Origin of the sequence: Bacillus sp. FJAT-50079, assembly GCF_018343515.1 — a bacterium.
GTDB lineage: Bacteria > Bacillota > Bacilli > Bacillales > Bacillaceae_C > Lederbergia.
This window is the reverse complement of the sequence record NZ_JAGYPD010000001.1, coordinates 797,705-823,560: the sequence shown is the minus strand read 5'-3', so window position 1 is coordinate 823,560 and position 25,856 is coordinate 797,705. Positions and strand designations below refer to the sequence as shown.

Annotated in this window: 21 protein-coding genes and 1 rRNA gene; 12 read left to right on the top strand and 10 right to left on the bottom strand. The window is 39.0% G+C overall.

Annotated elements, in window-relative coordinates; genetic code table 11:
* Nucleotides 1-35 precede the first annotated feature (35 nt).
* The 9 genes from KHA95_RS03780 to dnaA all read right to left on the bottom strand — a co-directional run bounded on the left by KHA95_RS03780 (nt 36) and on the right by dnaA (nt 12,491).
* Nucleotides 36-1,587 (bottom strand): 16S ribosomal RNA (locus tag KHA95_RS03780).
* Nucleotides 1,588-1,936: 349 nt separating this feature from the next.
* On the bottom strand, nt 1,937-2,989 hold the full coding sequence (locus KHA95_RS03775; RefSeq protein WP_213136103.1) for an HD-GYP domain-containing protein: 1,053 nt from the start codon (nt 2,987-2,989) through the stop codon (nt 1,937-1,939).
* 164 nt (nt 2,990-3,153) lie between these two features.
* Nucleotides 3,154-5,631, bottom strand: coding sequence for a DNA gyrase subunit A (gyrA, locus tag KHA95_RS03770; RefSeq protein ID WP_213136102.1), 2,478 nt, complete (start codon nt 5,629-5,631; stop codon nt 3,154-3,156).
* 138 nt (nt 5,632-5,769) lie between these two features.
* Complete coding sequence (gyrB, locus tag KHA95_RS03765; RefSeq protein ID WP_213136166.1) at nt 5,770-7,695, bottom strand: DNA topoisomerase (ATP-hydrolyzing) subunit B; 1,926 nt, start codon at nt 7,693-7,695, stop codon at nt 5,770-5,772.
* 47 nt (nt 7,696-7,742) lie between these two features.
* Nucleotides 7,743-7,997 carry an extracellular matrix regulator RemB gene (gene remB / locus KHA95_RS03760; RefSeq protein ID WP_213136101.1) on the bottom strand — a complete coding sequence of 85 codons (255 nt, stop codon included), beginning with the start codon at nt 7,995-7,997 and terminating at the stop codon, nt 7,743-7,745.
* 9 nt (nt 7,998-8,006) lie between these two features.
* Complete coding sequence (recF, locus tag KHA95_RS03755) at nt 8,007-9,125, bottom strand: DNA replication/repair protein RecF (protein ID WP_213136100.1); 1,119 nt, start codon at nt 9,123-9,125, stop codon at nt 8,007-8,009.
* A gap of 15 nt (nt 9,126-9,140) precedes the next feature.
* The gene (gene yaaA / locus KHA95_RS03750) at nt 9,141-9,374 is read right to left on the bottom strand and encodes a S4 domain-containing protein YaaA (RefSeq protein WP_249316498.1); all 234 of its coding nucleotides are present in this window, start codon (nt 9,372-9,374) and stop codon (nt 9,141-9,143) included.
* Between the two features lie 441 nt (nt 9,375-9,815).
* Entirely contained in the window at nt 9,816-10,952 is a 1,137-nt protein-coding gene (gene dnaN / locus KHA95_RS03745; RefSeq protein ID WP_213136099.1) for a DNA polymerase III subunit beta, read from the bottom strand.
* A gap of 192 nt (nt 10,953-11,144) precedes the next feature.
* Nucleotides 11,145-12,491: a chromosomal replication initiator protein DnaA gene (dnaA, locus tag KHA95_RS03740; RefSeq protein ID WP_213136098.1), complete on the bottom strand. Its 1,347-nt coding sequence runs from the start codon at nt 12,489-12,491 to the stop codon at nt 11,145-11,147.
* Between the two features lie 553 nt (nt 12,492-13,044).
* Here dnaA and rpmH point away from each other — a divergent pair.
* The 12 genes from rpmH to KHA95_RS03680 all read left to right on the top strand — a co-directional run bounded on the left by rpmH (nt 13,045) and on the right by KHA95_RS03680 (nt 25,140).
* Nucleotides 13,045-13,179 carry a 50S ribosomal protein L34 gene (rpmH, locus tag KHA95_RS03735; RefSeq protein WP_213136097.1) on the top strand — a complete coding sequence of 45 codons (135 nt, stop codon included), beginning with the start codon at nt 13,045-13,047 and terminating at the stop codon, nt 13,177-13,179.
* Between the two features lie 68 nt (nt 13,180-13,247).
* Nucleotides 13,248-13,598, top strand: a complete 351-nt coding sequence (gene rnpA / locus KHA95_RS03730) for a ribonuclease P protein component (RefSeq protein WP_213136096.1) — start codon at nt 13,248-13,250, stop codon at nt 13,596-13,598.
* 92 nt (nt 13,599-13,690) lie between these two features.
* Complete coding sequence (gene spoIIIJ / locus KHA95_RS03725; protein WP_213136095.1) at nt 13,691-14,479, top strand: YidC family membrane integrase SpoIIIJ; 789 nt, start codon at nt 13,691-13,693, stop codon at nt 14,477-14,479.
* The gene (jag, locus tag KHA95_RS03720) at nt 14,476-15,099 is read left to right on the top strand and encodes an RNA-binding cell elongation regulator Jag/EloR (RefSeq protein WP_213136094.1); all 624 of its coding nucleotides are present in this window, start codon (nt 14,476-14,478) and stop codon (nt 15,097-15,099) included. The genes spoIIIJ and jag overlap by 4 nt, the downstream gene beginning before the upstream one ends.
* Nucleotides 15,100-15,418: 319 nt before the next feature.
* Complete coding sequence (locus KHA95_RS03715) at nt 15,419-17,266, top strand: LTA synthase family protein (RefSeq protein WP_213136093.1); 1,848 nt, start codon at nt 15,419-15,421, stop codon at nt 17,264-17,266.
* A gap of 285 nt (nt 17,267-17,551) precedes the next feature.
* On the top strand, nt 17,552-18,937 hold the full coding sequence (mnmE, locus tag KHA95_RS03710) for a tRNA uridine-5-carboxymethylaminomethyl(34) synthesis GTPase MnmE (protein WP_213136164.1): 1,386 nt from the start codon (nt 17,552-17,554) through the stop codon (nt 18,935-18,937).
* Nucleotides 18,938-19,049: 112 nt separating this feature from the next.
* The gene (mnmG, locus tag KHA95_RS03705) at nt 19,050-20,945 is read left to right on the top strand and encodes a tRNA uridine-5-carboxymethylaminomethyl(34) synthesis enzyme MnmG (protein WP_213136092.1); all 1,896 of its coding nucleotides are present in this window, start codon (nt 19,050-19,052) and stop codon (nt 20,943-20,945) included.
* A gap of 16 nt (nt 20,946-20,961) precedes the next feature.
* On the top strand, nt 20,962-21,678 hold the full coding sequence (rsmG, locus tag KHA95_RS03700; RefSeq protein ID WP_213136091.1) for a 16S rRNA (guanine(527)-N(7))-methyltransferase RsmG: 717 nt from the start codon (nt 20,962-20,964) through the stop codon (nt 21,676-21,678).
* Between the two features lie 100 nt (nt 21,679-21,778).
* Nucleotides 21,779-22,630, top strand: coding sequence for a nucleoid occlusion protein (gene noc / locus KHA95_RS03695; protein ID WP_213136090.1), 852 nt, complete (start codon nt 21,779-21,781; stop codon nt 22,628-22,630).
* 148 nt (nt 22,631-22,778) lie between these two features.
* A complete protein-coding gene (locus tag KHA95_RS03690; protein ID WP_213136163.1) occupies nt 22,779-23,540 on the top strand; it encodes a ParA family protein in 762 nt (253 codons plus the stop codon).
* Nucleotides 23,533-24,381 (top strand): ParB/RepB/Spo0J family partition protein, encoded by an 849-nt coding sequence (locus KHA95_RS03685; RefSeq protein WP_213136089.1) that lies wholly within the window; start codon nt 23,533-23,535, stop codon nt 24,379-24,381. The genes KHA95_RS03690 and KHA95_RS03685 overlap by 8 nt, the downstream gene beginning before the upstream one ends.
* A gap of 45 nt (nt 24,382-24,426) precedes the next feature.
* Nucleotides 24,427-25,140: a DUF554 domain-containing protein gene (locus KHA95_RS03680; RefSeq protein WP_213136088.1), complete on the top strand. Its 714-nt coding sequence runs from the start codon at nt 24,427-24,429 to the stop codon at nt 25,138-25,140.
* Nucleotides 25,141-25,166: 26 nt separating this feature from the next.
* On the opposite strand, the gene yyaC is transcribed toward KHA95_RS03680, so the two are convergent.
* Entirely contained in the window at nt 25,167-25,793 is a 627-nt protein-coding gene (yyaC, locus tag KHA95_RS03675) for a spore protease YyaC (protein ID WP_213136087.1), read from the bottom strand.
* Nucleotides 25,794-25,856 lie beyond the last annotated feature (63 nt).

Sequence of the window (25,856 nt, the reverse complement as noted above, 5' to 3'; positions counted from 1 at the left end):
TTTTTGTTGGCCTAGCTGCCAACAATATTCCTTAGAAAGGAGGTGATCCAGCCGCACCTTCCGATACGGCTACCTTGTTACGACTTCACCCCAATCATCTGTCCCACCTTCGGCGGCTGGCTCCCAAAAGGGTTACCCCACCGACTTCGGGTGTTACAAACTCTCGTGGTGTGACGGGCGGTGTGTACAAGACCCGGGAACGTATTCACCGTGGCATGCTGATCCACGATTACTAGCGATTCCGGCTTCATGCAGGCGAGTTGCAGCCTGCAATCCGAACTGAGAATGGTTTTATGGGATTGGCTAAACCTCGCGGTCTTGCAGCCCTTTGTACCATCCATTGTAGCACGTGTGTAGCCCAGGTCATAAGGGGCATGATGATTTGACGTCATCCCCACCTTCCTCCGGTTTGTCACCGGCAGTCACCTTAGAGTGCCCAACTAAATGCTGGCAACTAAGATCAAGGGTTGCGCTCGTTGCGGGACTTAACCCAACATCTCACGACACGAGCTGACGACAACCATGCACCACCTGTCACTCTGTCCCCCGAAGGGGAACGCCTTATCTCTAAGGTTGTCAGAGGATGTCAAGACCTGGTAAGGTTCTTCGCGTTGCTTCGAATTAAACCACATGCTCCACCGCTTGTGCGGGTCCCCGTCAATTCCTTTGAGTTTCAGCCTTGCGGCCGTACTCCCCAGGCGGAGTGCTTAATGCGTTTGCTGCAGCACTAAAGGGCGGAAACCCTCTAACACTTAGCACTCATCGTTTACGGCGTGGACTACCAGGGTATCTAATCCTGTTCGCTCCCCACGCTTTCGCGCCTCAGCGTCAGTTACAGACCAAAGAGCCGCCTTCGCCACTGGTGTTCCTCCACATCTCTACGCATTTCACCGCTACACGTGGAATTCCGCTCTTCTCTTCTGCACTCAAGTCTCCCAGTTTCCAATGACCCTCCACGGTTGAGCCGTGGGCTTTCACATCAGACTTAAGAGACCGCCTGCGCGCGCTTTACGCCCAATAATTCCGGACAACGCTTGCCACCTACGTATTACCGCGGCTGCTGGCACGTAGTTAGCCGTGGCTTTCTGGTCAGGTACCGTCAAGGTACCGGCAGTTACTCCGATACTTGTTCTTCCCTGATAACAGAGTTTTACGATCCGAAGACCTTCATCACTCACGCGGCGTTGCTCCGTCAGACTTTCGTCCATTGCGGAAGATTCCCTACTGCTGCCTCCCGTAGGAGTCTGGGCCGTGTCTCAGTCCCAGTGTGGCCGATCACCCTCTCAGGTCGGCTACGCATCGTTGCCTTGGTGAGCCGTTACCTCACCAACTAGCTAATGCGCCGCGGGCCCATCTGTAAGTGACAGCCGAAGCCGCCTTTCAACCTTTCCCCATGCGAGGAAAGAAATTATCCGGTATTAGCTCCGGTTTCCCGAAGTTATCCCAGTCTTACAGGCAGGTTGCCCACGTGTTACTCACCCGTCCGCCGCTAACTTCAGGGAGCAAGCTCCCATCCATTCGCTCGACTTGCATGTATTAGGCACGCCGCCAGCGTTCGTCCTGAGCCAGGATCAAACTCTCATAAAAGAAGTTTAGGCTCGCACGATGCGAGTCACAACGACGTTGTCACAGGATGTGACGTTCTTAGTCGTTGATCCTTACTCTTGCTGGCAATGGTTAAAACCATTGTTTGAAAATTAATTTAACGTTCGTTTCGTTCAGTTTTCAAAGATCAAACTTGTTTGTCGTCTTCTTGAGGCGACCTTTCAATAATACTATATCAAACATTCAATGTCAAATGTTTTTTTTCGTGCCCGTAAGCACGTTTATTAATATAACAAGATATTCATAGGTTTGCAATAGTTTTATTAAAGTTTATCTTTTCCGAAAATGGATAAAGGCTGTTGCATAATTGAAACAACCTTTTCTTATCCATTTATTCATTAATTACTTTTTCAATATACAATTGTCGATTCCGTTCCAAATCAATGATATCATCGCTATCAATTATTTTTATTAGCGGTCGTGTATTCGCATCGTGCTTCTTATAAATGACTTCTCCGACTCTACCATCAGATAATTCCAGTTGAGCACCGACTGAAAAGGAAGCAATAGCTTCAGATAAAATTTTAAAAATCTTAATATCTAATTGCCCGAACAAATCCTCTTCCATTACTTGCAATGTTTTAAATGGTGATTTCGTTTCCTTATATGCCTTTTTCGTTGTCATTGCATGATAAATATCGGCAATAGCAATAATTTTTGACTGTGTATGAATTCGCAATCCCGTTTCCCCCATTGGGTAACCGCTACCGTTTAGACGCTCATGATGTTGTAAAATTGCTAGTTTTGTTTCCGGCTTTAAAATTGAAATGCTTTTTACCATTTGGTAGCTATACACAGGATGGTTCCTTATTTCCTGCCATTCAGCTTCGTTTAATGCAGATTTTTTCCTTAAAATTGTTGAGCTTACTTTTGCCATACCACAATCTGCTAAGCAGCCTGCTAATGCTACTTGAAGTGATTGCCCTTTATCATAATTAAGCTCTTCAGCAATAAAATGCGAAATAAGGGCAACGCCAATCGCATGATGAAATAAATAATCTTCTTTTGTTGAGTAAAGATGAATTCTTTTCAACCAATTTTTTTCACTTTTATATATTTCCATTAATGGAAGTAGAATTCGTCTAATATTCGCTATATTCACATTAATCCCTGCTTGCCATGAATGAAACTCTCTTTTATAGTATTCAACAGCCTTTGTATAGGAGGAATAAAAAGAATCATCCGATACTTTCTCTTTACTATCTTTATTCAATTTAGCAGCTGTTTGCACATACACTTCATGAATGAAGAACATATTTAAAATTTGAATATGTTGATTGGTTAACACAGTGTTTGCCGGGATAATTGGATTCTTTGTTTTCCCCATAACATCCTTTTGTAAAATAAAGCCGGGCTTTACTTCTTCTACCCTTATCTTCACCATCAAACCCCAACTCCGCTCCATTTACTTTTACAATGATTGTATCAAAAAAGGACGTCCATTGACGTCCTTTTTTTCAAAAGATATATGTCCACTGTTAAATGAAACATTAAACGGACAGTTGTGCTTTTCTCTTCTTTGCTGCAAGCAGTCTTTTTTACATCTTTCTATTCATTAACCGTATCTTCTTCATTTTCCGTCGCTTCCGGATGTTCTTCCTCTTCTTTCTCAACCTTTGCAACAGTGGCTACATATTCTTCATCGCCAAGTCGAATTAATGTAACACCTTGAGTATTTCGACCAAGGACAGATATATCACCAACATCCATTCGAATGAGAATTCCACCGGCAGTAATGATCATTAAGTCTTCGTCACCCTGAACAGTTTCAACCGCGACGATCGATCCTGTTCTTTCGGTAATATTGCTCGTAATTAATCCTTTTCCTCCACGGGTTTGAATACGGTATTCACTCGCAGGAGTTCTTTTTCCGAATCCATTCATCGTTACAACAAGTACATCATGATCATCTTCAAGGATGTCCATTCCTACAACTTCATCCTCATCAGATAAGGAAATTCCTTTCACACCTGTTGCCGTTCTCCCCATTGGTCTAACATCGGTTTCATGGAAACGAATTAATAAGCCTTTCTTCGTACCCATAATGATATTTTTATCATTATCTGTCAGCTTCACAGAAATTAGTTCATCATTCTCTCGTAAACCAAGAGCGATTAACCCATTATTTCTAATGTTTTCGAACGCAGTGACTGGCGTACGCTTAACAATTCCATGCTTTGTTGCAAAGAATAAATAACCATTTTCACTGTATTCTTCAACCTGAATAATTGTATTAATCCATTCGTCTTTTTCAATTCCGAGTAAATTAATGATCGGCAATCCTTTAGCTGTTCTGTTGTATTCAGGTATTTCATACCCTTTCGTCCGATATACTTTTCCTTTATTTGTGAAAAATAAAATCGTATCGTGCGTCGATGTCGTCATTAAATGTTCAACGAAATCATCATCATTCGTTCCCATTCCTTGAATTCCGCGACCACCTCTTCGCTGACTGCGATAGGTCGAAATTGGCAATCGTTTAATATAGCCATTTTTCGTTAAAGTTATAACAATATTTTCTCTTGGAATTAAGTCTTCATCTTCAAATTCGATGCCGCCTGCAATAATTTCTGTACGGCGCCCATCATCGAATCGACTTTTAATCTCAAGTAATTCTTCCCTAATAATGTCTAAAACCTTTTCCTCGTCGGCTAAAATCGCCTTTAATTCCGCGATTAACTTCAGGAGCTCTTGATACTCCTCTTCAATTTTTTCCCGCTCCAAACCAGTCAAGCGTTGAAGACGCATATCAAGAATGGCTTGTGCTTGCTTTTCACTCAATTGAAACTGTTCAATTAAGCCAGCGCGGGCAATTTCAGTTGTTGCTGACCCACGAATCAAACTAATAATTGCATCGATATGGTCGAGTGCAATTCTTAATCCTTCAAGAATATGAGCTCTAGCTTCAGCTTTTCTTAATTCAAATTGGGTTCTTCTGCGAATAACCTCTTTTTGATGCTCTAAATAATAATAAAGACATTGCTTTAAGTTTAAAACTTTAGGTTGTCCATCAACCAACGCAAGCATATTAATACCAAAGTTTGTTTGAAGGGCAGTCATTTTATATAAATTATTCAATATGACATTCGCATTTGCGTCTCTGCGCACTTCCATTACGATTCTCATACCAGTACGGTCTGACTCATCGCGTAAATCTGTCAATCCATCAATTTTCTTCTCGCGAACAAGCTCTGCAATTCGTTCAATTAATCTCGCTTTGTTCACTTGATATGGAAGTTCATGTACAAGAATCGTTTCCCGGCCATTCGGCTTCGTTTCAATCTCTACTTTTGCTCGCATTAAAATGGAGCCGCGTCCTGTCTCATACGCTTTTCGTATTCCGCTTCTTCCAACGATCAAGCCGGCTGTTGGAAAGTCAGGACCGTGAATATATTCCATTAATTCTGGAATAGTGATATCAGGATCCCGGCTTAATTCTAGCAGGCCATCGATCACCTCACCAAGCTGATGTGGCGGAATATTCGTAGCCATACCTACTGCAATTCCAGAAGAACCGTTAACGAGTAAATTCGGGAAGCGGGCAGGCAAAACAGCCGGCTCTTTTTCGGATCCATCATAATTATCTTTATAATCAATCGTGTCTTTATTTAGATCTCGCACAAGCTCCATCGAAATTTTTGACATTCTTGCTTCTGTATAACGCATCGCTGCTGCTGAGTCACCGTCAACAGATCCAAAGTTTCCGTGTCCTTCAACAAGCATATTCCGATAGCTAAAATCTTGTGCCATCCGTACCATCGTTTCATATACAGCTGAATCACCATGTGGATGATACTTTCCGATTACTTCACCGACGATCCGTGCTGACTTTTTATATGCTTTGTCGCTTGTCATTCCAAGATCATTCATTGCATATAAAATCCGGCGGTGAACAGGCTTCAATCCATCTCTTACATCAGGCAATGCCCGAGAAACAATGACACTCATTGCATAATCAAGAAAGGATGAACGCATTTCATGACTGAGGTTAATTTCTTTTATATTCGAGTTTGGTACATCTGCCATACTGTTGGGAGCCTCCCTTTCTTTCGCTAGAAGCGATTTTCCGGCATCCAGCGTCAGGCACCAACGACGTACTTCCTTTCGTCATCTTCCGAAAGGAAGTACGTCGTTAAAGGCACCTTGCGCTTTATTTCTCCGTTTTTAAATATCTAAATTCTTCACATATAGAGCATTTTCTTCAATGAAAATTCTACGCGGTTCTACTTTTTCACCCATGAGCATGTCAAAGGTTTCATCTGCTTCAATTGCGTCCTCAAGACTTACTTGCAACAGTGTTCGACTATCTGGATTCATCGTCGTTTCCCATAACTGTTCCGGATTCATCTCCCCAAGACCTTTATACCGTTGTATTCCAGGTTTTACTCCTTGTGGAAGTTCTGCTAAAAAGTCTTCAAGTTCACTATCAGAATAGACGTAATTTTCCTTTTTCCCTTGGCTTATTTTATAAAGAGGCGGCTGAGCAATATAAACAAATCCCGCTTCTAACAAAGGGCGCATGTAACGGTAAAAAAACGTTAAAAGCAATGTTCGAATATGGGCACCATCAACATCGGCATCAGTCATAATAACCATTTTGTGGTAACGAGCTTTAGAAATGTCGAAATCTTCTCCAATACCAGTTCCAAGCGCCGTAATAATTGTACGAATTTCATTATTTGAAAGAATTCTATCTAAACGAGCCTTTTCAACATTCAGGATTTTTCCTCTCAATGGTAAAATAGCTTGAAAATGTCGATCCCTTCCTTGCTTTGCAGATCCACCCGCGGAGTCACCCTCTACGACGAATAATTCGCTAATTTCCGGGTTGCGTGATGAACAATCTGCAAGTTTCCCTGGTAGATTTGAAATTTCCAAAGCACTTTTCCGACGCGTTAATTCACGGGCTTTTTTAGCAGCAAGACGGGCACGAGCAGCCATAAGACCCTTATCAACAATTTGACGGGCAAGCACTGGATTTTCCATGAGCACCTTTTCTAAATGCTCAGAGAATAAAGAATCCGTAATCGTACGAGCTTCAGAATTTCCAAGCTTGGTCTTCGTTTGTCCCTCAAATTGTGGATCGGGATGCTTTACGGATATAATCGCGGTCATCCCTTCACGCACATCTTCCCCAGATAAATTACTATCATTGTCTTTGAAAATATGATTTTTTCGCGCATAATCATTAATGACCCGAGTTAATGCAGTCTTAAAACCTGATTCATGCGTACCACCTTCATATGTGTTGATATTATTCGCAAAGGAATAAATATTACTTGAAAATCCTTCGTTATATTGAAAGGCAATTTCGACAGATATGCCATCTTTTTCTCCTTCGATATAAACCGGCTCTTCATGAACAACTTCCTTTGTACGATTTAAATGTTCAACATAGGACTTAATTCCGCCTTCGTAGAAAAATTCATTTATTTTTGGCTCATCCTCGCGAAGATCCTCAATAACCAATGTAAGGCCTTTGTTCAAAAATGCTAATTCACGTGTCCGTGTCGCAAGTGTATCAAATTCAAAAATGGTTGTTTCAGTAAAGATCTCTGGATCCGGTTTAAAGTGGATCGTCGTTCCGGTTTGATCTGTCTCTCCAATGATCTTTAAATCAAAAAGGGGAATTCCCCGTTCATATTTTTGATAATGAATTTGGCCGTTTAAATGTACATACACTTCCAATGACTCAGAAAGGGCATTTACGACAGACGCACCAACACCATGCAATCCTCCAGATACTTTATATCCGCCGCCGCCGAACTTTCCACCCGCATGCAAAGTAGTTAAAATAACTTCCACTGCTGGTCTGCCCATTTTTTCTTGAATACCGACCGGAATTCCTCGACCATTATCTTGGACTTTAATACTGTTGTCCTTTTCAATTGAAACGATGATTTTATCGCAGTAGCCTGCAAGTGCCTCATCAATACTGTTATCAACAATTTCCCATACGAGGTGGTGCAAACCTTTTCCACTTGTAGAACCGATATACATCCCGGGACGTTTACGGACAGCTTCAAGACCTTCAAGAACCTGTATTTGATTTTCATCGTATAACTGCTGTTCCATCTCTTTTTGATCCATCGTCAAAAAGTTCACCTGCACTTTCAATCTAATTTAACTCAATGAATCTATATAAACAGAGCATGATTATTTAATTCTGTTATTTGTCTTTTTAACGTACTTGTTGCGATTGGTGAAAGATAAATATCACTTTCCGTGAAAACAATTGATTTATAAGGACCGTTAGCAATATCAATGATCTGCTCTTCCTTTTCCTCTAACAGTTTTTGCATCTGCTCAGAAGCTTGAACCGTTTCTTTTGCAAGCATGACGATCATTTCATCTGCTCGGACCATAATATTTTCACCGACATGGATATACATCCCTCCACCTCATTTCACTCTTTCAATCATTCCCGCTTGAACGGAAAAAGTTGATGCATCTCTTAATGTTTGATGATCAATTCCATCGATTGTTGTCGTTGTCACGAATGTTTGAACTTTATCCTTTATCGTGTTTAATAAATGGGACTGACGATAATCGTCCAATTCAGATAAAACATCATCAAGAAGCAAAATCGGATATTCCCCAATTTCTGAATGGATAAGTTCAATTTCTGCAAGCTTGACTGACAATGCCGTCGTTCGTTGTTGTCCTTGCGACCCGAATGTTTGTACATCCCTGCCATTCACAAAGAAAAGAATTTCATCACGATGTGGTCCGAGTAGTGTAATGCCCCGATCAATTTCTCTCTCTCGCATCGTATAAAACTTTTCTTCTAATACATTTACCATCTTTGACCAGTCCGTGCTTTCCGATACATCAAACGATGGTTTGTACTGAATTTCTAGCGACTCCAATCCACGAGAAATACCGGAGTGAATCGGCTGAGCCCAGTTTTCCAACATCCGGATAAATTCATAGCGTTTTTTGATGACTTTGATGGCTACTTCGATATATTGTTCAGTTAAAACATTCAAAAATGTGTCATCTGTTTTTCGGTTCATTTGTAGTCTTTTTAAATAATGATTGCGTTGCTGCAATATTTTTTGAAATTGACTCATATCAAATAAATAAACAGGGGAAACTTGCCCAATTTCCATATCAATAAAACGACGCCTTACTTGAGGGCTCCCTTTTACAAGATGGAGATCTTCAGGCGCAAACATAACAACGTTCATATTACCAACATATTGGCTTAATTTCGGTTGCTCAATGTGATTGTATTTTGCCTTTTTCCCTTTTTTTGAAATGAGTAATTCAAGTGGAACGGAGCCCCTCGCTTTTTGAACCCTACCCTTTATTCTAGCATACTCTGTATCCCAGCGTATTAAATCTTTATCATTCGATGTACGATGTGATTTGGCCATGCCTAATACATAGATCGATTCCATGACATTTGTTTTTCCTTGGGCATTTTCTCCAAGTATGACATTGACATTATTTTCAAAAGAGACAGTAAGACTCTCGTAGTTCCTATAATTTTCCAACTCTAATTGCTCAATGTACATGAAGTCAGCTTCCTTTTAGCGGGCAATGATGAATGTCCCAATTTCTGGTATTACGATCTTATCTTCTGGTTTTAATTTTCTCCCTCTTCTTTGATCTTGTTCACCATTGATAAACACATCGTGTTCACTTAAAAACCACTTGGCCATGCCTCCAGATTGAATAATATCTGCAAGCTTTAAAAATTGTCCTAATGTAATTGTTTCGGTATCGATCGTGATCGTTGTTTCCACGTTCTCACTCTTTTCCAATGTTTAGTTCCTCTTATTATTTTACTAAACTTTCTTGATGATTACAAAGTTATCGGGAAATGATAAGAACTGAGCAGAGTTTATAGAGTGTGCTTAAAAACATGCCAATCAATTCGAATATAAGTATAAATAGAACTTTTCATTTAACGCTGTTAAACAAGGACAAGAGCATCTCTAGATCATTGTATTCATGTATTTTAAACTTACTAAGAAAAAACGGCACAATTCCCTTTGATTGAAGGGGATTATACCGTTTTTAATCTCGTCCCTATTAAGCTTGAATATAATTTATTGTAGATCCTGTTGAATGTAGTGATGGACGGCAACTCCAGCGGGAAGCGTGAGGCCGCCCGAGGCAGAAATCAACAGGATTAGTCAATCTTTGCGTTATAAAGGAATTTCTCAATCCCCTCAAGAGTATGCTCGGTTTTTGGCTTATATTTAAAACGTTCTAACTGGTAAGATCAGCTGTAAAATTGATGTATTTTCTGTTGAGCGAATAATAAAAGGTCTCATCGCACCCGTAAAATTAATTGTAATTGTTGTACCTTCTAATGCTTTTAGTGCATCCATCATGTATTTAGCACTAAATGAAATTTTCAATTCCTCCCCTTCGATCGATTGGCTTTGAATTTGTTCAATAACATTACCAATCTCAGGTGTATTCGAGGAAATTTCGACTACTTTATCGTCAAGTGTTGCTAACTTAACAACATTGTTTCTTTCTCCACGTGCAAGTAATGATGCGCGATCAATCGTATGAAGGAAATCCTTCGCATCTAATACGAGCTCAGTTTTGCTATCCGTCGGAATTAATCTTGATGTATCAGGATAATTCCCTTCAAGTCTTCTTGAGAAAAATAATAAATGTTTTGCTTTAAATAAGACTTGATTTTCTGTAAAAACAATTTCAACTGGATCATTTGAATCATCTAGAATTCTGCTTAATTCAAGTAAACTTTTCCCAGGGATAACTGCGCTATAATTTATCGTTTCGTCAATTTCTATTGGTGCAGTTCTCATTGCCAATCGGTGACTATCTGTTGCTGTGCAAGTTAAAATCCCATTTTCAATTTGCCAGTTGACACCTGTCAAGATCGGGCGTGTTTCTGAGGTGGACACTGCAAAGACTGTTTGTCTAATTAATGTTTTTAATAAATCTGTTGGAATCGAAAAAACATGATCCTCCGAAATTTGTGGCAAATGTGGGTATTCATCATGATCCAAGCCATTTAAATTAAATTCTGCTTTCCCGGAACGAATAATTGTTTGATGGTGATTTAATACTTCAATTTCAACAGTTTCCATTGGAAGTTTTCGAACAATCTCGCCAAAAAAACGAGCATTTAACACAATTCCACCCGTTTGTTTAATTTCAACTAATTCTTCTCCAGCTTCTTCTTTTGGAATAAATGATTCAATCGAAATATCTGAATCGCTACCTGTAAAAATAACTCCATCTTCTGATGCAACGATTTTAATCCCTGTTAATATTGGAATCGTTGTTCTTGAAGAGATAGCCTTCATTACATCTTGCACATTATCGATCAGCCGATCGCGCTGAATGATAAACTTCATGCTATTTTCCCCCGTCATTTAAAAATTTGGCTATAAGCCAGCATATTTAATAATTTAAAGAATAAAAGATCATAGTAATAGTAGTAGGTCTTGTGGATAAGTGGATAAGTGTGTTGAGCACTAGAAAAATAAATGTATCCACATGTGCATAGGTTGTGTACAACTCGTACATAGTTATGCACAATATCCCCATTATGATCTAGTAAGAGATTCGCGTATTTCCTCTATTTTACTTTGTAAATCTGAATCTGTTTGTAAAAGTTTTGAGATTTTTTCATGAGCATGAATGACTGTCGTGTGATCACGTCCACCAAATTCTTCGCCGATTTTTGGCAAAGAAAAATCTGTCATTTCACGAGAAAGAAACATCGCTATTTGTCTTGGAAAAGCTATTGATTGAGTTCGTTTTTTCGCTTTAAAATCTTCCAATTTAATATTGTATTCTGCTCCAACCATCTTTTGAATATCTAAGATTGTAACCACTTTTGGCTTTGAGCTTGGAATAATATCTTTAAGTGCTTCCGCTGCTAAATCCGCATTAATGTCTTTATTAATAAGCGATGAATAGGCGACAACTCGAATGAGCGCACCTTCTAATTCTCGAATATTCGTATCGATTTGATTGGCGATATAAAGCATGACTTCATTAGGGATATCAAGCCCGTCTGCTTTCGCCTTTTTTCGCAAAATAGCAATCCTCGTTTCAAGATCAGGAGGAGTAATATCGGTAATTAAACCCCATTCAAAGCGAGATCTTAATCGGTCTTCAAGCGTGGGAATTTCTTTTGGGGGCCGATCACTTGAAATGACAATTTGCTTACTTTCCTCGTGCAGTGTATTAAAAGTATGGAAAAATTCCTCTTGTGTTTGTTCTTTTCCAGCTAAAAATTGAATATCATCAATGAGAAGGACGTCAGCATTTCGATATTTATTTCTAAAGTTTTCAACCTTATTATCCCGAATCGAATTAATAAATTCATTTGTAAATTTTTCCGATGATAAATAAACGACTTTTGCTGTCGGGTTATGTTCTACGACGTAATGGCCGATCGCGTGCATTAAATGCGTTTTCCCCATCCCCACACCACCGTATATAAATAGCGGATTATAAGCATTTGCAGGTGCTTCGGCGACCGCAAGTGAAGCGGCATGGGCAAACCGATTTCCAGAGCCGATGACGAAAGTATCAAATGTATATTTGGGATTTAGCATACTTTGATAAAAGTCAGTAATCGCTTCATCCTCTTTCACCTTTTTCTCCGCTTTAGTGATCGTGATACCTTCATCTTGTTGGGGAGGAGTAATAAATTTTATATGAAGTTCTTCACCAATAATTTCATATAACTGACTAGAAATTAATGGGGAATAACGACCTTCTAACCAGTCCCTGGCAAATTCATTTGGCGCCATAATAACCATTGTATCGCTTTGTAATTCATGTGCCTTTGTTGACTTAAGCCAAGTATCAAAACTAGGCTTACTGACCTTTTTTTCGATACGCGATAGGACCTTGTCCCAAAGATCAGCTATATTTTCCAATCGATTACCTCCTTATCGAATGATCGCATACTGTTATACAACTGTTTAGACTCTAAATGGACTCAATTCATAAATATACAGTCGTATGAATGTGGAAAAAGCATATAATAGAAAGAACTCGATTTTCGACATTATCCACGTGTTGTGGACAAATTAATTAACGGGGCGTGAATTATTTATCCACATGTTATCCACAATCTGGGGATAACTGACTTATACACAAAAAGTATCCAAAGTGAAAACAACATAATCATACCAAATAAAATGGTGAACCGCAACGAGTTTTAAAAACTATCCACAGTTGCAACGACTCGTGGATTTCTTTTGTCCACAAGGAGTTAGTTTGTGAAAAACTTGTCGATATGTGTTGTGGATAAGAAAAAAAGTAAAAACTTTTATCCACAAGGTTATTATTTTAGGGGAATTAGGATGGAAAATCGATTAAGCGGAGGAATTTGCAAATGAAAGGTTGACAATCATTTACTAAGGTCTTTATAATTAGTTAGTATGTCTAGAAGTGAAACTTTTTTATACCCTCGAGGAGGTGTCATACATGAAAAGAACTTTCCAACCAAATACTCGTAAAAGAAGCAAAGTACACGGTTTCCGTGCGCGCATGAGTACAAAAAACGGCCGTAAAATTTTGGCTGCACGTCGTCGCAAAGGAAGAAAAGTGTTATCAGCGTAAGCCACTGAAACGTCTCAGTGGCCTTTTTTTTAAACTTAGAGCGCTATACTTTAAATGAAGGTGAATGTATGAAGAAAGCGTACAGGATCAAAAAAAATGATGATTTTCAAAGTGTCTTTCGCAGTGGAAAATCGCTAGCGAATAGGCAATTTGTTTTGTATATATTAAAAAAAGAAGATCAAAAAAACTTTCGGATCGGTTTATCGGTAAGTAAAAAAATTGGCAATGCAGTAAAGAGGAATCAAATTAAACGTTATATACGCCAATCATTTCATGAATTGCATGACCGGGTCGAACGTGAGAATGATTATGTAATTATTGCTAGAAAACCTGCCGGAGAGATGGATTTCCATTCGTTTAAGAAAAGTATTGAACATGTGCTTAAATTGGGAAAATGCTTAAAAAGAGAAAAAAGCTAATATGTTTATGCTTTTATCATAAAAAATGTTAAAATATCCGATAGACAACAATCGATTTCATTGTGATTTTTGAAAATAGGGAGGATTAGAGCTTGAAAAAGAGAATATTATTATTGTCAGCAATCATTTTGCTTGTTTTGGTTACAACGGGTTGTTCGACAATAGATAATCCGAATTATATTACAGCAGAAAGTACCGGGTTCTGGAGTAAATATATTGTTTATCCACTTTCCTGGTTAATGACGACCGTTGCTGAAATGTTTGGAAATAGCTACGGGTTGTCGATTATCATTGTAACGCTTTTAATTCGCTTAGCGATTTTGCCATTGATGATCAAGCAAACGAGAAATTCAAAGGCGATGCAAGCGTTACAACCGGAGATGCAGAAGCTAAGAGAAAAATATAGCTCAAAGGATCAAAAGACACAGCAGCAACTTCAGCAAGAAACAATGAAGCTTTTTCAAGAACATAAAGTTAATCCATTAGCAGGGTGTTTTCCGTTACTTATTCAAATGCCGATTTTAATCGGTTTCTACCAAGCAATTATTCGTACGGAAGGAATTTCGAAGGCGGGATCATTTCTTTGGTTCGATCTTGGTGCGCCAGATCCACTTTATTTGCTGCCAATTATCGCAGGTGTGACAACATTTTTGCAGCAAAAAATCATGATGACCGACATGCCAAATTCAAATCCGCAAATGCAAATGATGCTTTATATTATGCCGGTTATGATTTTAGTATTCGCAATTAATTTCCCAGCTGCACTTGCACTTTATTGGGTAGTTGGTAATATTTTTATGATTATTCAAACGTTCTTCATTAAATCACCAGTTGTAGCAAAAGAGAAAGTAAAAGATAGAGCGGGGGGAGCTAAAAAGTGAGAGAAATCACTGCTACCGGACAAACCGTCGAAGAAGCAGTAGAATCCGCACTGGCTCAACTGAACACAACTAGAGATTTAACTGACATCAGTATTGTGGATGAAGGGAAGAAGGGGTTATTCGGCTTATTTGGCGCCCGCCCGGCGGTCGTAAAAGTGAAGGAAAAGCCGACTGTCATTGAAATTGCTGAATCCTTTTTACAGACTGTTTTGAAGCAAATGGAAATTGATGCAGAAATTGATGTCGTCCGTGAAGATGAAAGAAATGTCATTTTCAATATTACGGGTGAAAAAATGGGGTTGCTTATTGGAAAAAGGGGACAAACGATCAATTCGCTCCAATATTTGACCCAATTAGCAGCTAACCGTCATTCGAAACATTATTTGACCATTATTTTAAATCCAGAAGATTATCGTGAACGCCGGAAGCAAACATTAATGCAATTGGCTGAAAGACTTGCATCTAAGTCGATGCACCTTGGCAAACCGGTTACACTCGAACCTATGCCAAATTACGAACGGAAGGTCATCCATACAGCATTATCGGACAACCCTAAAGTAGCGACGCTTTCTGAAGGGGAAGAACCGAATCGTTACGTCGTTATCCGGCCAAAACAGTAGAAAGAACTCTTCAATATGAAGGGTTCTTTTTTTATGGAGAAAATGGTAAAATCCTTGCTGATTTGAATTATTCATGATCAGCTCCAAGCACCTGCTGCTTTTATCTCAATTTTTTTGACTATCGTATTTGGCTACGAATATCTGACCAAGTAAAATTAGGAGTGAAGGAATTTTTGCACTTTGTGGCGATTGTAAACGTACTTGTGAAACTTTCTTAAAGATCGAATCGTCATACAATATGACGATGAATATTAGACTATTCTAATAAGGGATCATGTTAAAATAATTATAGATATCAAAAGTATTGGATGTGGCATGGATGAAATGGGAAAAGCGAGAAAAAAACGAAGTATGGTTTCTTTATATTTGCTGCATGATTTTACTATGGATCAAAATGGGAGTGCTTTATCGATGGGTATTTCATATAAATGTTCAATCGACAAATGAAGTGATTGCCCTTGCGTTAACATCTTTAGGATCAATCGCCTTTTTGCTTGGGATTACTTTTGTTTTCCGGAAACAAATCCAAAGCAAAGTTCTTTTAACGATTTATTTTTTGTTAACCTTAGTACTGTTCGGAAATATGCTATATTACCGATTTTATATTGATTTTATAACCGTTCCGGTTTTACTACAATTTCAAAATGTTGGTGGTCTTAGCCAAAGTACGGTGGAATTAATGAAGCTGACCGATTTATTTTTATTTGTCGATATTTTTATTTTCATGTTCATCACCAAAAAAGGCTGGTTGCCAAAATTTACTCCGAGCAGAGCATTCGTGTCAACGTTTGTTCCTCTCATTATCGTTATTCCGGTTATCGTAAGTATTTTAATTAATCCGTCATTTTGGAAACAATCTTACGATAAAGAATTAATCGTGAAATCACTAGGACTTTATTATTATCATGTATATGATGCGCTACTATATTCGCAAACGTTTGTAACAAATGCCCTTGCCGACGAAACAGAAATTATGGAAATTCAAGCATATACGAAAGGAAAAAATCAAACGGAATCGGAATGGCATGGCGTAGCAAAAAATAAAAACGTAGTGCTCATTTTTTTAGAGTCCACTCAAAATTTTGTTATCGACTATTACATAGAGGGTCAAGAGGTCACTCCATTTTTAAATGAGTTAAAGAAGGAAAGCTTGTATTTTCCTAATTTCTATCATCAGACAGCCCAAGGAAAAACATCTGACGCGGAATTTATTATTGATAATGGTTTATTTCCGCTATCTGGAGGATCTGTATTTGTAAGAAAACCACAAAATACGTTTTATTCCTTGCCTCATATTTTGAAAGAACAAAATTATGTTTCTGCGTCGTTTCATGGGAATGATGCCCAGTTTTGGAACCGCTCGGTGATTTATGATGCACTAGGATATGATCATTTTTTCTCGAAGGAATATTATGATGTAGACGAGCAAAATTCAATTAATTATGGATTGAAGGATATTCCGTTTTTACAGCAAACCATTCCATATTTACAATCACTTTCACAGCCTTTTTACGCTAAATTACTATTGTTAACGAATCATTTTCCTTTTTTACTTGAACCTGAAGATCAATTCATCGCTGAAGCGAATACAGATCAAGGTGTAGTGAATCGCTATTTTACAACGGTCCGCTATGAAGATGAAGCGATTAAAACATTTTTTGAACAAATTGCTAATACCGATTTATATAAAAATTCGATATTCGTATTAGTCGGTGATCATTATGGACTATCGCGAAATTATTATGATGCACTTGGGCTAGCGTTAGAAAAGGAAATAACACCGGCAGAACATATTTCTCTGCAAAAAGTCCCGCTTATCATTCATATTCCAGGTATTGAAGGCCAAGTAATTGATACAGTTGGCGGACAAATTGATTTACGCGCAACGATATTAGATTTGCTTGGAATTAAAAAAGAACAAAAAACAATTGAATTTGGCTCTAGCTTAATGTTAGATGATCACCAAGATTATGTTATTTTTCGGGATGGAAGTTTTGCAACGAAGGAGTATGTCTATACGGAAGGTGCGTGCTTAAGTGGAAAAACGGGAGAAAAAGTAAAGAGAAATAAATGTACGCCATATATTCGACACGTTCAGCAAGAATTAACCTATTCAGATAAAGTCATTTATGGTGATTTGCTCAGGTTCACCGATGTAGAAGAATAATAGTGATCGTAGTTATTTATTAGTTATGAATCGATAGCTTGATGAGAAAGTTACATTTCTCATCGAGCTTTTTTTAATTTCATCTAAGCGCTTATTGTTATTCACATGTGGATAAGTTAAAATGAAGAGTACGGGTTTTTGCGTTTGTGGATAATTCGCACATGAAATAATCTCCACTTTCGATTAAGTGGAAATTTTGGTATTCTATTATATTGTGGATAAGTTTTTCTATGGCTATTTCATTTCATATAAAATGTAATCTTTTAGTAAGGTGAGGTGATAATGATGGAATTTGCAACGATTGCTGCGATCTCTACACCGATGGGTGAGGGAGCAATCGCAATTGTTCGTTTAAGTGGGGAAGAAGCAATTCAGATCGCCGATCAGATTTTCCGTGCGGCGAATGGACAGAAACTTGCGGAAGTAGGATCACATACGATTCATTATGGAACAATTATTGATCTAAAATCAAATGAGACGGCTGAAGAAGTAATGGTCAGCGTTATGAAGGCTCCGCGGACCTTTACAAGAGAAGATGTTGTCGAAATTAATTGTCACGGTGGTATCGTATCGGTCAACCGCGTGCTTCAGCTTGCTTTACAAGCAGGTGCCCAGCTAGCTGAGCCAGGTGAATTTACGAAGCGAGCATTTTTAAACGGGAGGATCGACCTATCCCAAGCTGAAGCAGTGATGGATTTAATTCGTGCGAAGACAGATCGAGCGATGAATGTAGCGCTTAATCAAATGGAAGGGCGCTTATCCAAATTAATTCAATCGTTAAGGCAAGATATTATCGAAACGGTCGCACATGTCGAAGTAAATATTGATTATCCTGAATATGATGACGTAGAAGAAATGACGCATCGGATTCTTATTGAAAAGGCGACACATATAAAGAGCGAGTTACAAGCGTTGTTACAAACTTCACAGCAAGGGAAAATTTTGCGGGATGGTCTTTCAACGGTGATTATTGGTCGTCCAAATGTCGGAAAATCATCTTTGCTTAATAGTCTTGTTCAAGAAAACAAGGCGATTGTTACAGATATTCCCGGGACAACAAGAGATGTCATTGAAGAATATGTAAACGTTCGTGGGGTTCCACTTAAATTAGTTGATACAGCAGGAATTAGGGAGACGGAAGACATCGTTGAAAGAATTGGTGTTGAACGATCGAGGCAAGTATTAAAAGAAGCCGATTTGATTTTACTTGTCGTCAATTCTGCCGATGATTTTACAAAAGAGGACAAGCAGCTTTTTGAAGCAGTTCAAGGCATGAACGTCATCGTTATTGCGAATAAGACGGATTTACCGCAAAAAATCGACATGGATGAATTGCGTGCCATTGCGGAAAATCACCAAATCGTTACGACTTCATTAGTAGAAGAAAAAGGAATTGACGAACTCGAGCAGTCAATCTCTAGTATGTTTTTTGAAGGTCAGATTGAAGCGGCTGATATGACCTATGTTTCAAATAACCGCCATATCGCACTTTTAAACGAAGCATTACAAGCAATTGAAGACGTGCTAACTGGGATCGATTTAGGCACACCAATTGATATCATTCAAATCGACCTAACCCGCACATGGGAATTACTTGGAGAAATTATTGGCGACGCTGTACAAGAAAGCCTAATTGATCAGCTTTTCTCACAGTTTTGCCTAGGAAAATAAATGAGCGATTTTTAAATAAAAGGGCTCTTTTAAAGATATAGTTGATAGGAGCGGTCTGAAGCGGAAATCAACGTATTCGATAACAGAACAAAATAAAAAAGGAGGAACGATTATGCAACGATATGAGGCAGGACAATTTGATGTCGTTGTTATTGGGGCAGGTCATGCCGGATGTGAAGCAGGTCTGGCGGCTGCTAGAATGGGTGCCGAAACATTAATGATTTCGATGAACCTTGATATGGTTGCCTTTATGCCATGTAACCCGTCGATCGGGGGACCGGCTAAAGGGGTCGTTGTCCGTGAAATTGACGCGCTTGGCGGCCAAATGGCTAAAAATCTCGATAAAACGATGATACAAATCCGCATGCTTAATACTGGAAAAGGTCCAGCCGTTCAAGCATTACGTGCACAAGCGGATAAGTTTGAATATCAGCATGAAATGAAAAGAACACTTGAAAATGAACCGAATTTAACATTGCACCAAGGAATGGTTGATGAGTTAATTGTAGAAGATGACGTGTGTAAAGGTGTTGTGACGATGACGGGAGCGGTGTACCGTGCGAAAACGGTCATCATTACGACTGGAACATTTTTGCGTGGCGAGATTATTCTTGGGGAATTGAAATATTCAAGCGGTCCAAACAATCAACAGCCATCAATCAAACTTTCTGAGCATCTTGAAAAACTTGGATTCCAATTGGAGCGATTTAAAACAGGAACGCCACCAAGAATCAATAGCAATACGATTGATTATAGTAAAACTGAAATTCAACCTGGTGATGAAGAGCCACGCTCATTTAGTTATGAAACAACGAAATTCATTACAGACCAGCTTCCATGCTGGCTCACCTATACGAACTTACGTACACATCAATTGATCGATGAAAATCTCCATCGTTCACCGATGTTTTCAGGGACGATTAAAGGAATGGGGGCACGTTATTGTCCTTCAATTGAGGATAAGGTCGTGAAATTCCATGACAAGCAGCGCCATCAAATTTTCCTTGAGCCAGAAGGAAGAAATACAAATGAAGTATATGTTCAAGGCCTTTCAACGAGTATGCCGGAAGAAATTCAGCAGCAATTAATCGAGACCGTTCCTGGCCTAGAAAATGCGCGAATGATGCGTCCTGGTTACGCGATTGAGTATGATGCGATTGTACCTACTCAGCTATGGCCAACACTTGAAACGAAAAAAATTAAAAACTTATATACAGCTGGCCAAATTAATGGGACATCTGGATATGAGGAGGCAGCTGCTCAGGGCTTAATGGCTGGAATCAATGCAGCAAGAAATGTATTTGACAAAGAAGAGGTCATTTTAAGCCGCTCTGATGGGTACATCGGAGTCTTAATTGATGATCTTGTTACAAAAGGAACGAACGAGCCATATCGCTTGCTTACGTCAAGAGCAGAATATCGCCTATTGCTTCGTCATGATAATGCAGATTTGCGGTTGACGGAACTCGGGCATAAAATTGGACTTATCTCTGAAGAGAGATACGAGAAGTATGTAGCGAAAAAGGCGATGATTGAGGCAGAAATTGATCGTTTGCGCCATACGATCTTGAAGCCAAATGAAAAAACGCAGGAAGTTATTCGCAATGCAGGCGGAAGTGAATTGAAAGATGGAATTCATGCGTCTGATTTATTAAAGAGAACAGAAATGAAATATGCGCATATTCATGAGCTAGTTCCGGCCGAGCAACAATTGCCTGCTGATGTTATCGAGCAAGTCGAGATCCAAATTAAGTATGAAGGCTATATTGTGAAGTCACTTCAACAAGTTGAGCGCTTGAAAAAGCTAGAGGATAAAAAAATCCCCGATAATATCGATTATCACGCGATCAATGGAATTGCGACCGAAGCTCGTCAAAAGCTTGATAAGGTTCGCCCGCTATCCATTGCCCAGGCTTCCCGAATTGCAGGTGTAAATCCTGCCGATATTTCCATTTTGCTAGTGTATATTGAACAAGGAAAAATTGCACGGGTTTCTGGAGAAGATTGATAAGGAATGAATGACAATGACGATGGATCAATTTATTCAAATGCTGGAAGAAAGGGGAATCAAGCTTGATTCCCACCAGCTTGCTCAATTTGAACGTTATTTTGAGCTGCTCGTAGAATGGAATGAAAAAATGAATTTAACAGCGATCACTGAAAAATCTGAAGTGTATTTGAAGCACTTCTTTGATTCGGTTAGCGCTGCTTTTTATTACGATTTTCATCAGCCACTTACATTATGTGATGTCGGAGCGGGCGCTGGCTTTCCTAGCTTGCCTTTAAAAATATGCTTCCCCGAACTTGACGTGACGATCGTCGATTCATTACAAAAGCGAATTGGCTTTTTAGAGCATGTGGCGAAGGAACTTCAATTAGAAAAGACTCATTTTTATCATGATCGTGCTGAAACATTTGCACAAAAACAAGATTTTCGTGAACAGTATGATATTGTTACCGCAAGAGCAGTAGCAAGAATGTCTGTATTAAGCGAATTATGTCTTCCTTTAGTGAAGGAAGGCGGGCAATTTATCGCGATGAAGGCAGCGAATGCAGAGGAAGAGTTGAAAGTAGCGAAGCGGGCCATTCACCAGCTTGGCGGTGAGCTTTCTACGATTCATTCTTTTACATTGCCGATTGAAGAAAGTGAACGAAATATCATCATTGTGAACAAGGTGAAGAAAACGCCGAAAAAATATCCAAGAAAGCCCGGTACACCGAATAAAATGCCGCTCGAATGAATGAGGATTCTTATTAAAGAAGGAACTTGTTGCAGGATATTGATAAAGAAAATAGAATGGTGTATATAAAGGGAGTTTCTATTTAAGGTGGTGTAGAAGGATGAAACATCCTTTCTCTCGTTTATTTGGCTTGGGCGAAAAAGAATTGCCATTAGAAAAAGAAATGGCAGAAGTACGTGATGAGGTAAAAAACATTCCCGTATCTACAATCGTCCCCAATCGCTTCCAACCAAGAACGGTTTTTGATGAAACGAAAATTGAAGAATTAGCGAGAACGATTCATACTCATGGTATAATCCAACCGATCGTCATCCGCGAACTAGGCGATGATCAATTTGAAATCATTGCGGGAGAGCGGCGTTTTAGAGCTGTCCAATTGCTCGGTTGGGAAGAAGTACCTGCCATTATAAAAAATTTAAGCGATGCAGAAACAGCCTCTGTTGCATTAATTGAAAACCTTCAGCGCGAAGAATTAACGCCGATTGAAGAAGCAATGGCATATGGAAAGCTCTTGGAAATTCATAATCTGACACAAGAGGCATTGGCACAAAGATTGGGGAAAGGGCAATCAACCGTTGCCAACAAGCTCCGTTTATTAAAATTGCCTGAGGAAGTGCAAGATGCGTTATTACACAAAAAAATTACAGAACGTCATGCACGGGCAATGATTCCATTAAAAATTCCTGAAAAGCAAATCCAATTGATGGAGCTCATTATCGAAAAAAATTTAAATGTAAAGCAGGCGGAGGAACAAGTAGTCAAAATGCTCGCAGCTGCTGAACCAAAACCGAAGAAACGGCGTAAGGCAATAAGTAAAGATATGCGGATTGCGGTAAATACAATTCGCCAATCACTTTCGATGGTTGCTGATAGCGGAATTAAACTCGACTCTGAAGAAGAGGAATTTGATGAGTTTTATCAAATTACAATCAAAATCCCTAAAAATAAATGAGCGTGTAGAGAAGAAAAAGATGAGCAACTTTTTTAATAAGCTGCTCATCTTTTTAATTTTTTTGTATTAAGGGAGTAATTTTTAATAATAGTTTGCTAGAATAGAGACAATATTGTAATTTTGAAGGAGTAAAGGGTAGGTGACATCGTTGGAAAAGATCATTTCCATAGCCAACCAAAAAGGAGGAGTCGGAAAAACGACAACTTCTGTTAATTTGGGGGCCTGCTTAGCATATATTGGGAAAAAAGTGCTGCTCATTGATACCGATCCACAAGGAAACGCAACAAGTGGCGCTGGAGTTGACAAGGGAGAGGTTCATCAATGTATTTACGATGTGCTCGTCGATGATGTAAAGATAAAAGAAATCATAAAAGAAACGGCGGTAGAAAACTTACATGTGGCACCGGCAACGATTCAACTTGCAGGGGCTGAAATTGAGCTTGTTCCGACGATTTCTAGGGAAGTACGATTGAAACGAGCTGTCGATGAAATTAAGGATCAATATGATTATATTATAATTGACTGTCCTCCATCGCTAGGGCTGTTAACGATTAATGCATTAACGGCGTCTGACTCGGTACTTATTCCTGTTCAATGTGAGTATTACGCATTGGAGGGATTAAGTCAGCTATTAAATACCGTTCGTCTCGTACAAAAGCATCTGAATCATCATTTGATGATTGAAGGTGTTTTATTGACGATGCTTGATGCAAGAACAAATCTTGGAATTCAGGTCATCCAAGAAGTAAAGAAATATTTCCAGAATAAAGTATATCGAACAATTATACCTCGTAATATCCGGCTAAGTGAGGCACCTAGTCACGGCCAACCAATTATTGTCTATGATCCGAAGTCAAGAGGAGCGGAAGTATATTTAGAACTTGCAAAGGAAGTGGCTGAAAATGGCTAAAGGTCTCGGAAAAGGGATTAACGCTTTATTTGCAAATATGGATATTCATACAGATGAAGCTGTTCGTGAAATTGAATTAAAAGACATTCAACCGAATCCATACCAACCGAGAAAGGTATTTGCGGCTGAAGCGATTGAGGAATTAAAAGAGTCAATCATTCAGCATGGAGTCCTTCAACCAATTATTGTCCGGAAAAATATAAAAGGGTATGAAATCGTCGTCGGTGAGCGCCGCTATCGAGCATCGAAAGCAGCAAAAATGAGTACAATCCCAGCTGTTGTTCGTGAATTAAATGATCAGCAAATGATGGAGCTTGCTGTTCTTGAAAATCTTCAAAGGGAAGATTTAACACCGATTGAAGAGGCAAAAGCGTATGAAATGCTAATGGACCGTCTACATATTACACAAGAAGAGTTGGCGAAAAGATTAGGAAAAAGCCGCCCGCATATAGCAAATCATGTTCGGCTTTTATCGTTGCCAGAACAAATTCAGCAACATATTACGGATGGAATCTTATCGATGGGACATGGACGTACATTGCTAGGTTTAAAACAAAAAGATAAAATGACTGTTATTGCCGATCAATGTGTGAAAGAAGGATTAAATGTTCGCCAATTGGAAAAGCTTGTACAAAACATGAACAAGGATGTTCCACGTGAAACAAAAAAAACGCTACAAGAGAAAAATGTATTTATTCAAGAACAAGAGAATCATTTAAGAGAAAAGTTCGGAACTACGGTAACAATTAAACAGGCGAAGAAAAAGGGCAAAATTGAAATTGAGTTTTTGTCAAACGATGATCTAGAACGAATTTTGGACATACTTGGGCAATCTAAATAAGCCATCTTTGGGTGGTTTATTATTTTTTGAAAATCAGGTGAAATGATGGCATTATTAGGAACAATTGTAAATGGAATATGTATTATCGCTGGAGCGATGATTGGCAGGTACTTGCATCGGATACCGGAAAAAATAAAAGCAACCGTTATGCAGGGGATCGGACTCATTGTTATAATTTTAGGGTTGCAAATGGGCTTAAAAAGTGAAAACTTTTTAATAGTCATATTAAGCATTGTAATTGGTGCCGTTTTAGGTGAATGGTTGGGATTGGAAGATAAACTGAATGAAGCCGGAAAATGGCTCGAGCTTAGAGTTGGAGCATCAAGTAAAGGCAATATTGCCCAAGGGTTTGTGACGGCAACGCTCATTTTTGCAGTAGGAGCAATGGCGGTCATTGGCGCACTCGATAGCGGAATTCGTGGTGATCACCAAGTGCTTTATACAAAAGCGATCATTGATGGATTTACAGCACTTATTTTAACATCAACATTAGGAATCGGTGTTATTTTTTCAGCGGTGCCGGTAGTAGTATATCAAGGGCTTATCGCTCTATTTGCGACCCAAATTGATCGGATCGTTCCTCAAGAAGTGATGGATATGTTCATTGTTGAAATGACTGCTGCTGGCGGAGCAATGATTTTAGCGATTGGTTTAAATTTATTAGGATTAACGAAAATTAGGGTCGCTAACTTACTTCCAGGAATTATCGTCGTTGCAATCATTGTGAGCTTAATTTATGCTTTTGAACATGTATGGTGAAAGAAACAGGTAGCTACCTGTTTCTTTTATTTGGCAGGTGCTTCATCATTCATATCCCATTCTAATTGTAATGAACTGCTAATCATTGAGTATGTTCTTTCCGCATCGATGATCGCGCTAGCCATTTGTTTTGCCATTTTCATAACAAGATTTAATCTTGTGTTTTGCAAAACAAAAAACTCCATATACCCACTTACATTGACGACACCAGTAATATGAATATTTCCAACGAAAGGAAGATCTTTATTCACTCCAGCTCCAGGTTTAACAGGACCGTCGCCGACTTTTAATGAGCCGATATTATTTACTTTTCCTAAACAGGCATCGATTCCAATAATGAAGGGGCGAAAATGATGTTTTTGAATATAGGACAGCTTTTCCTGTAAGTTGACGGCATGTACAGGGTCATCTAATGTCCCATATAGGTGGAACCGCCTTAATCCAGCCTCTTCGAGAAAAGTTCCAGTGAGAGGTCCAAGTGAATCACCTGTTGACCGATCCGTTCCAATGCAAACGATAACGATCGGACGATGGTGCCCAAATGGAAGATATTCAATAATCGCCTTGGAAAGCTTCTCACTCGAAGCTTCCTCATCATATTTTACACGTATTTCATTTTGTTTTTGTACGTTAAATAAAAGTCGAGGCTTCATCAAGATCGCTCCTTTCATTCCTCTTTTCCCAGTATACGGAGAAAAATTCCTTTCTATACGTAT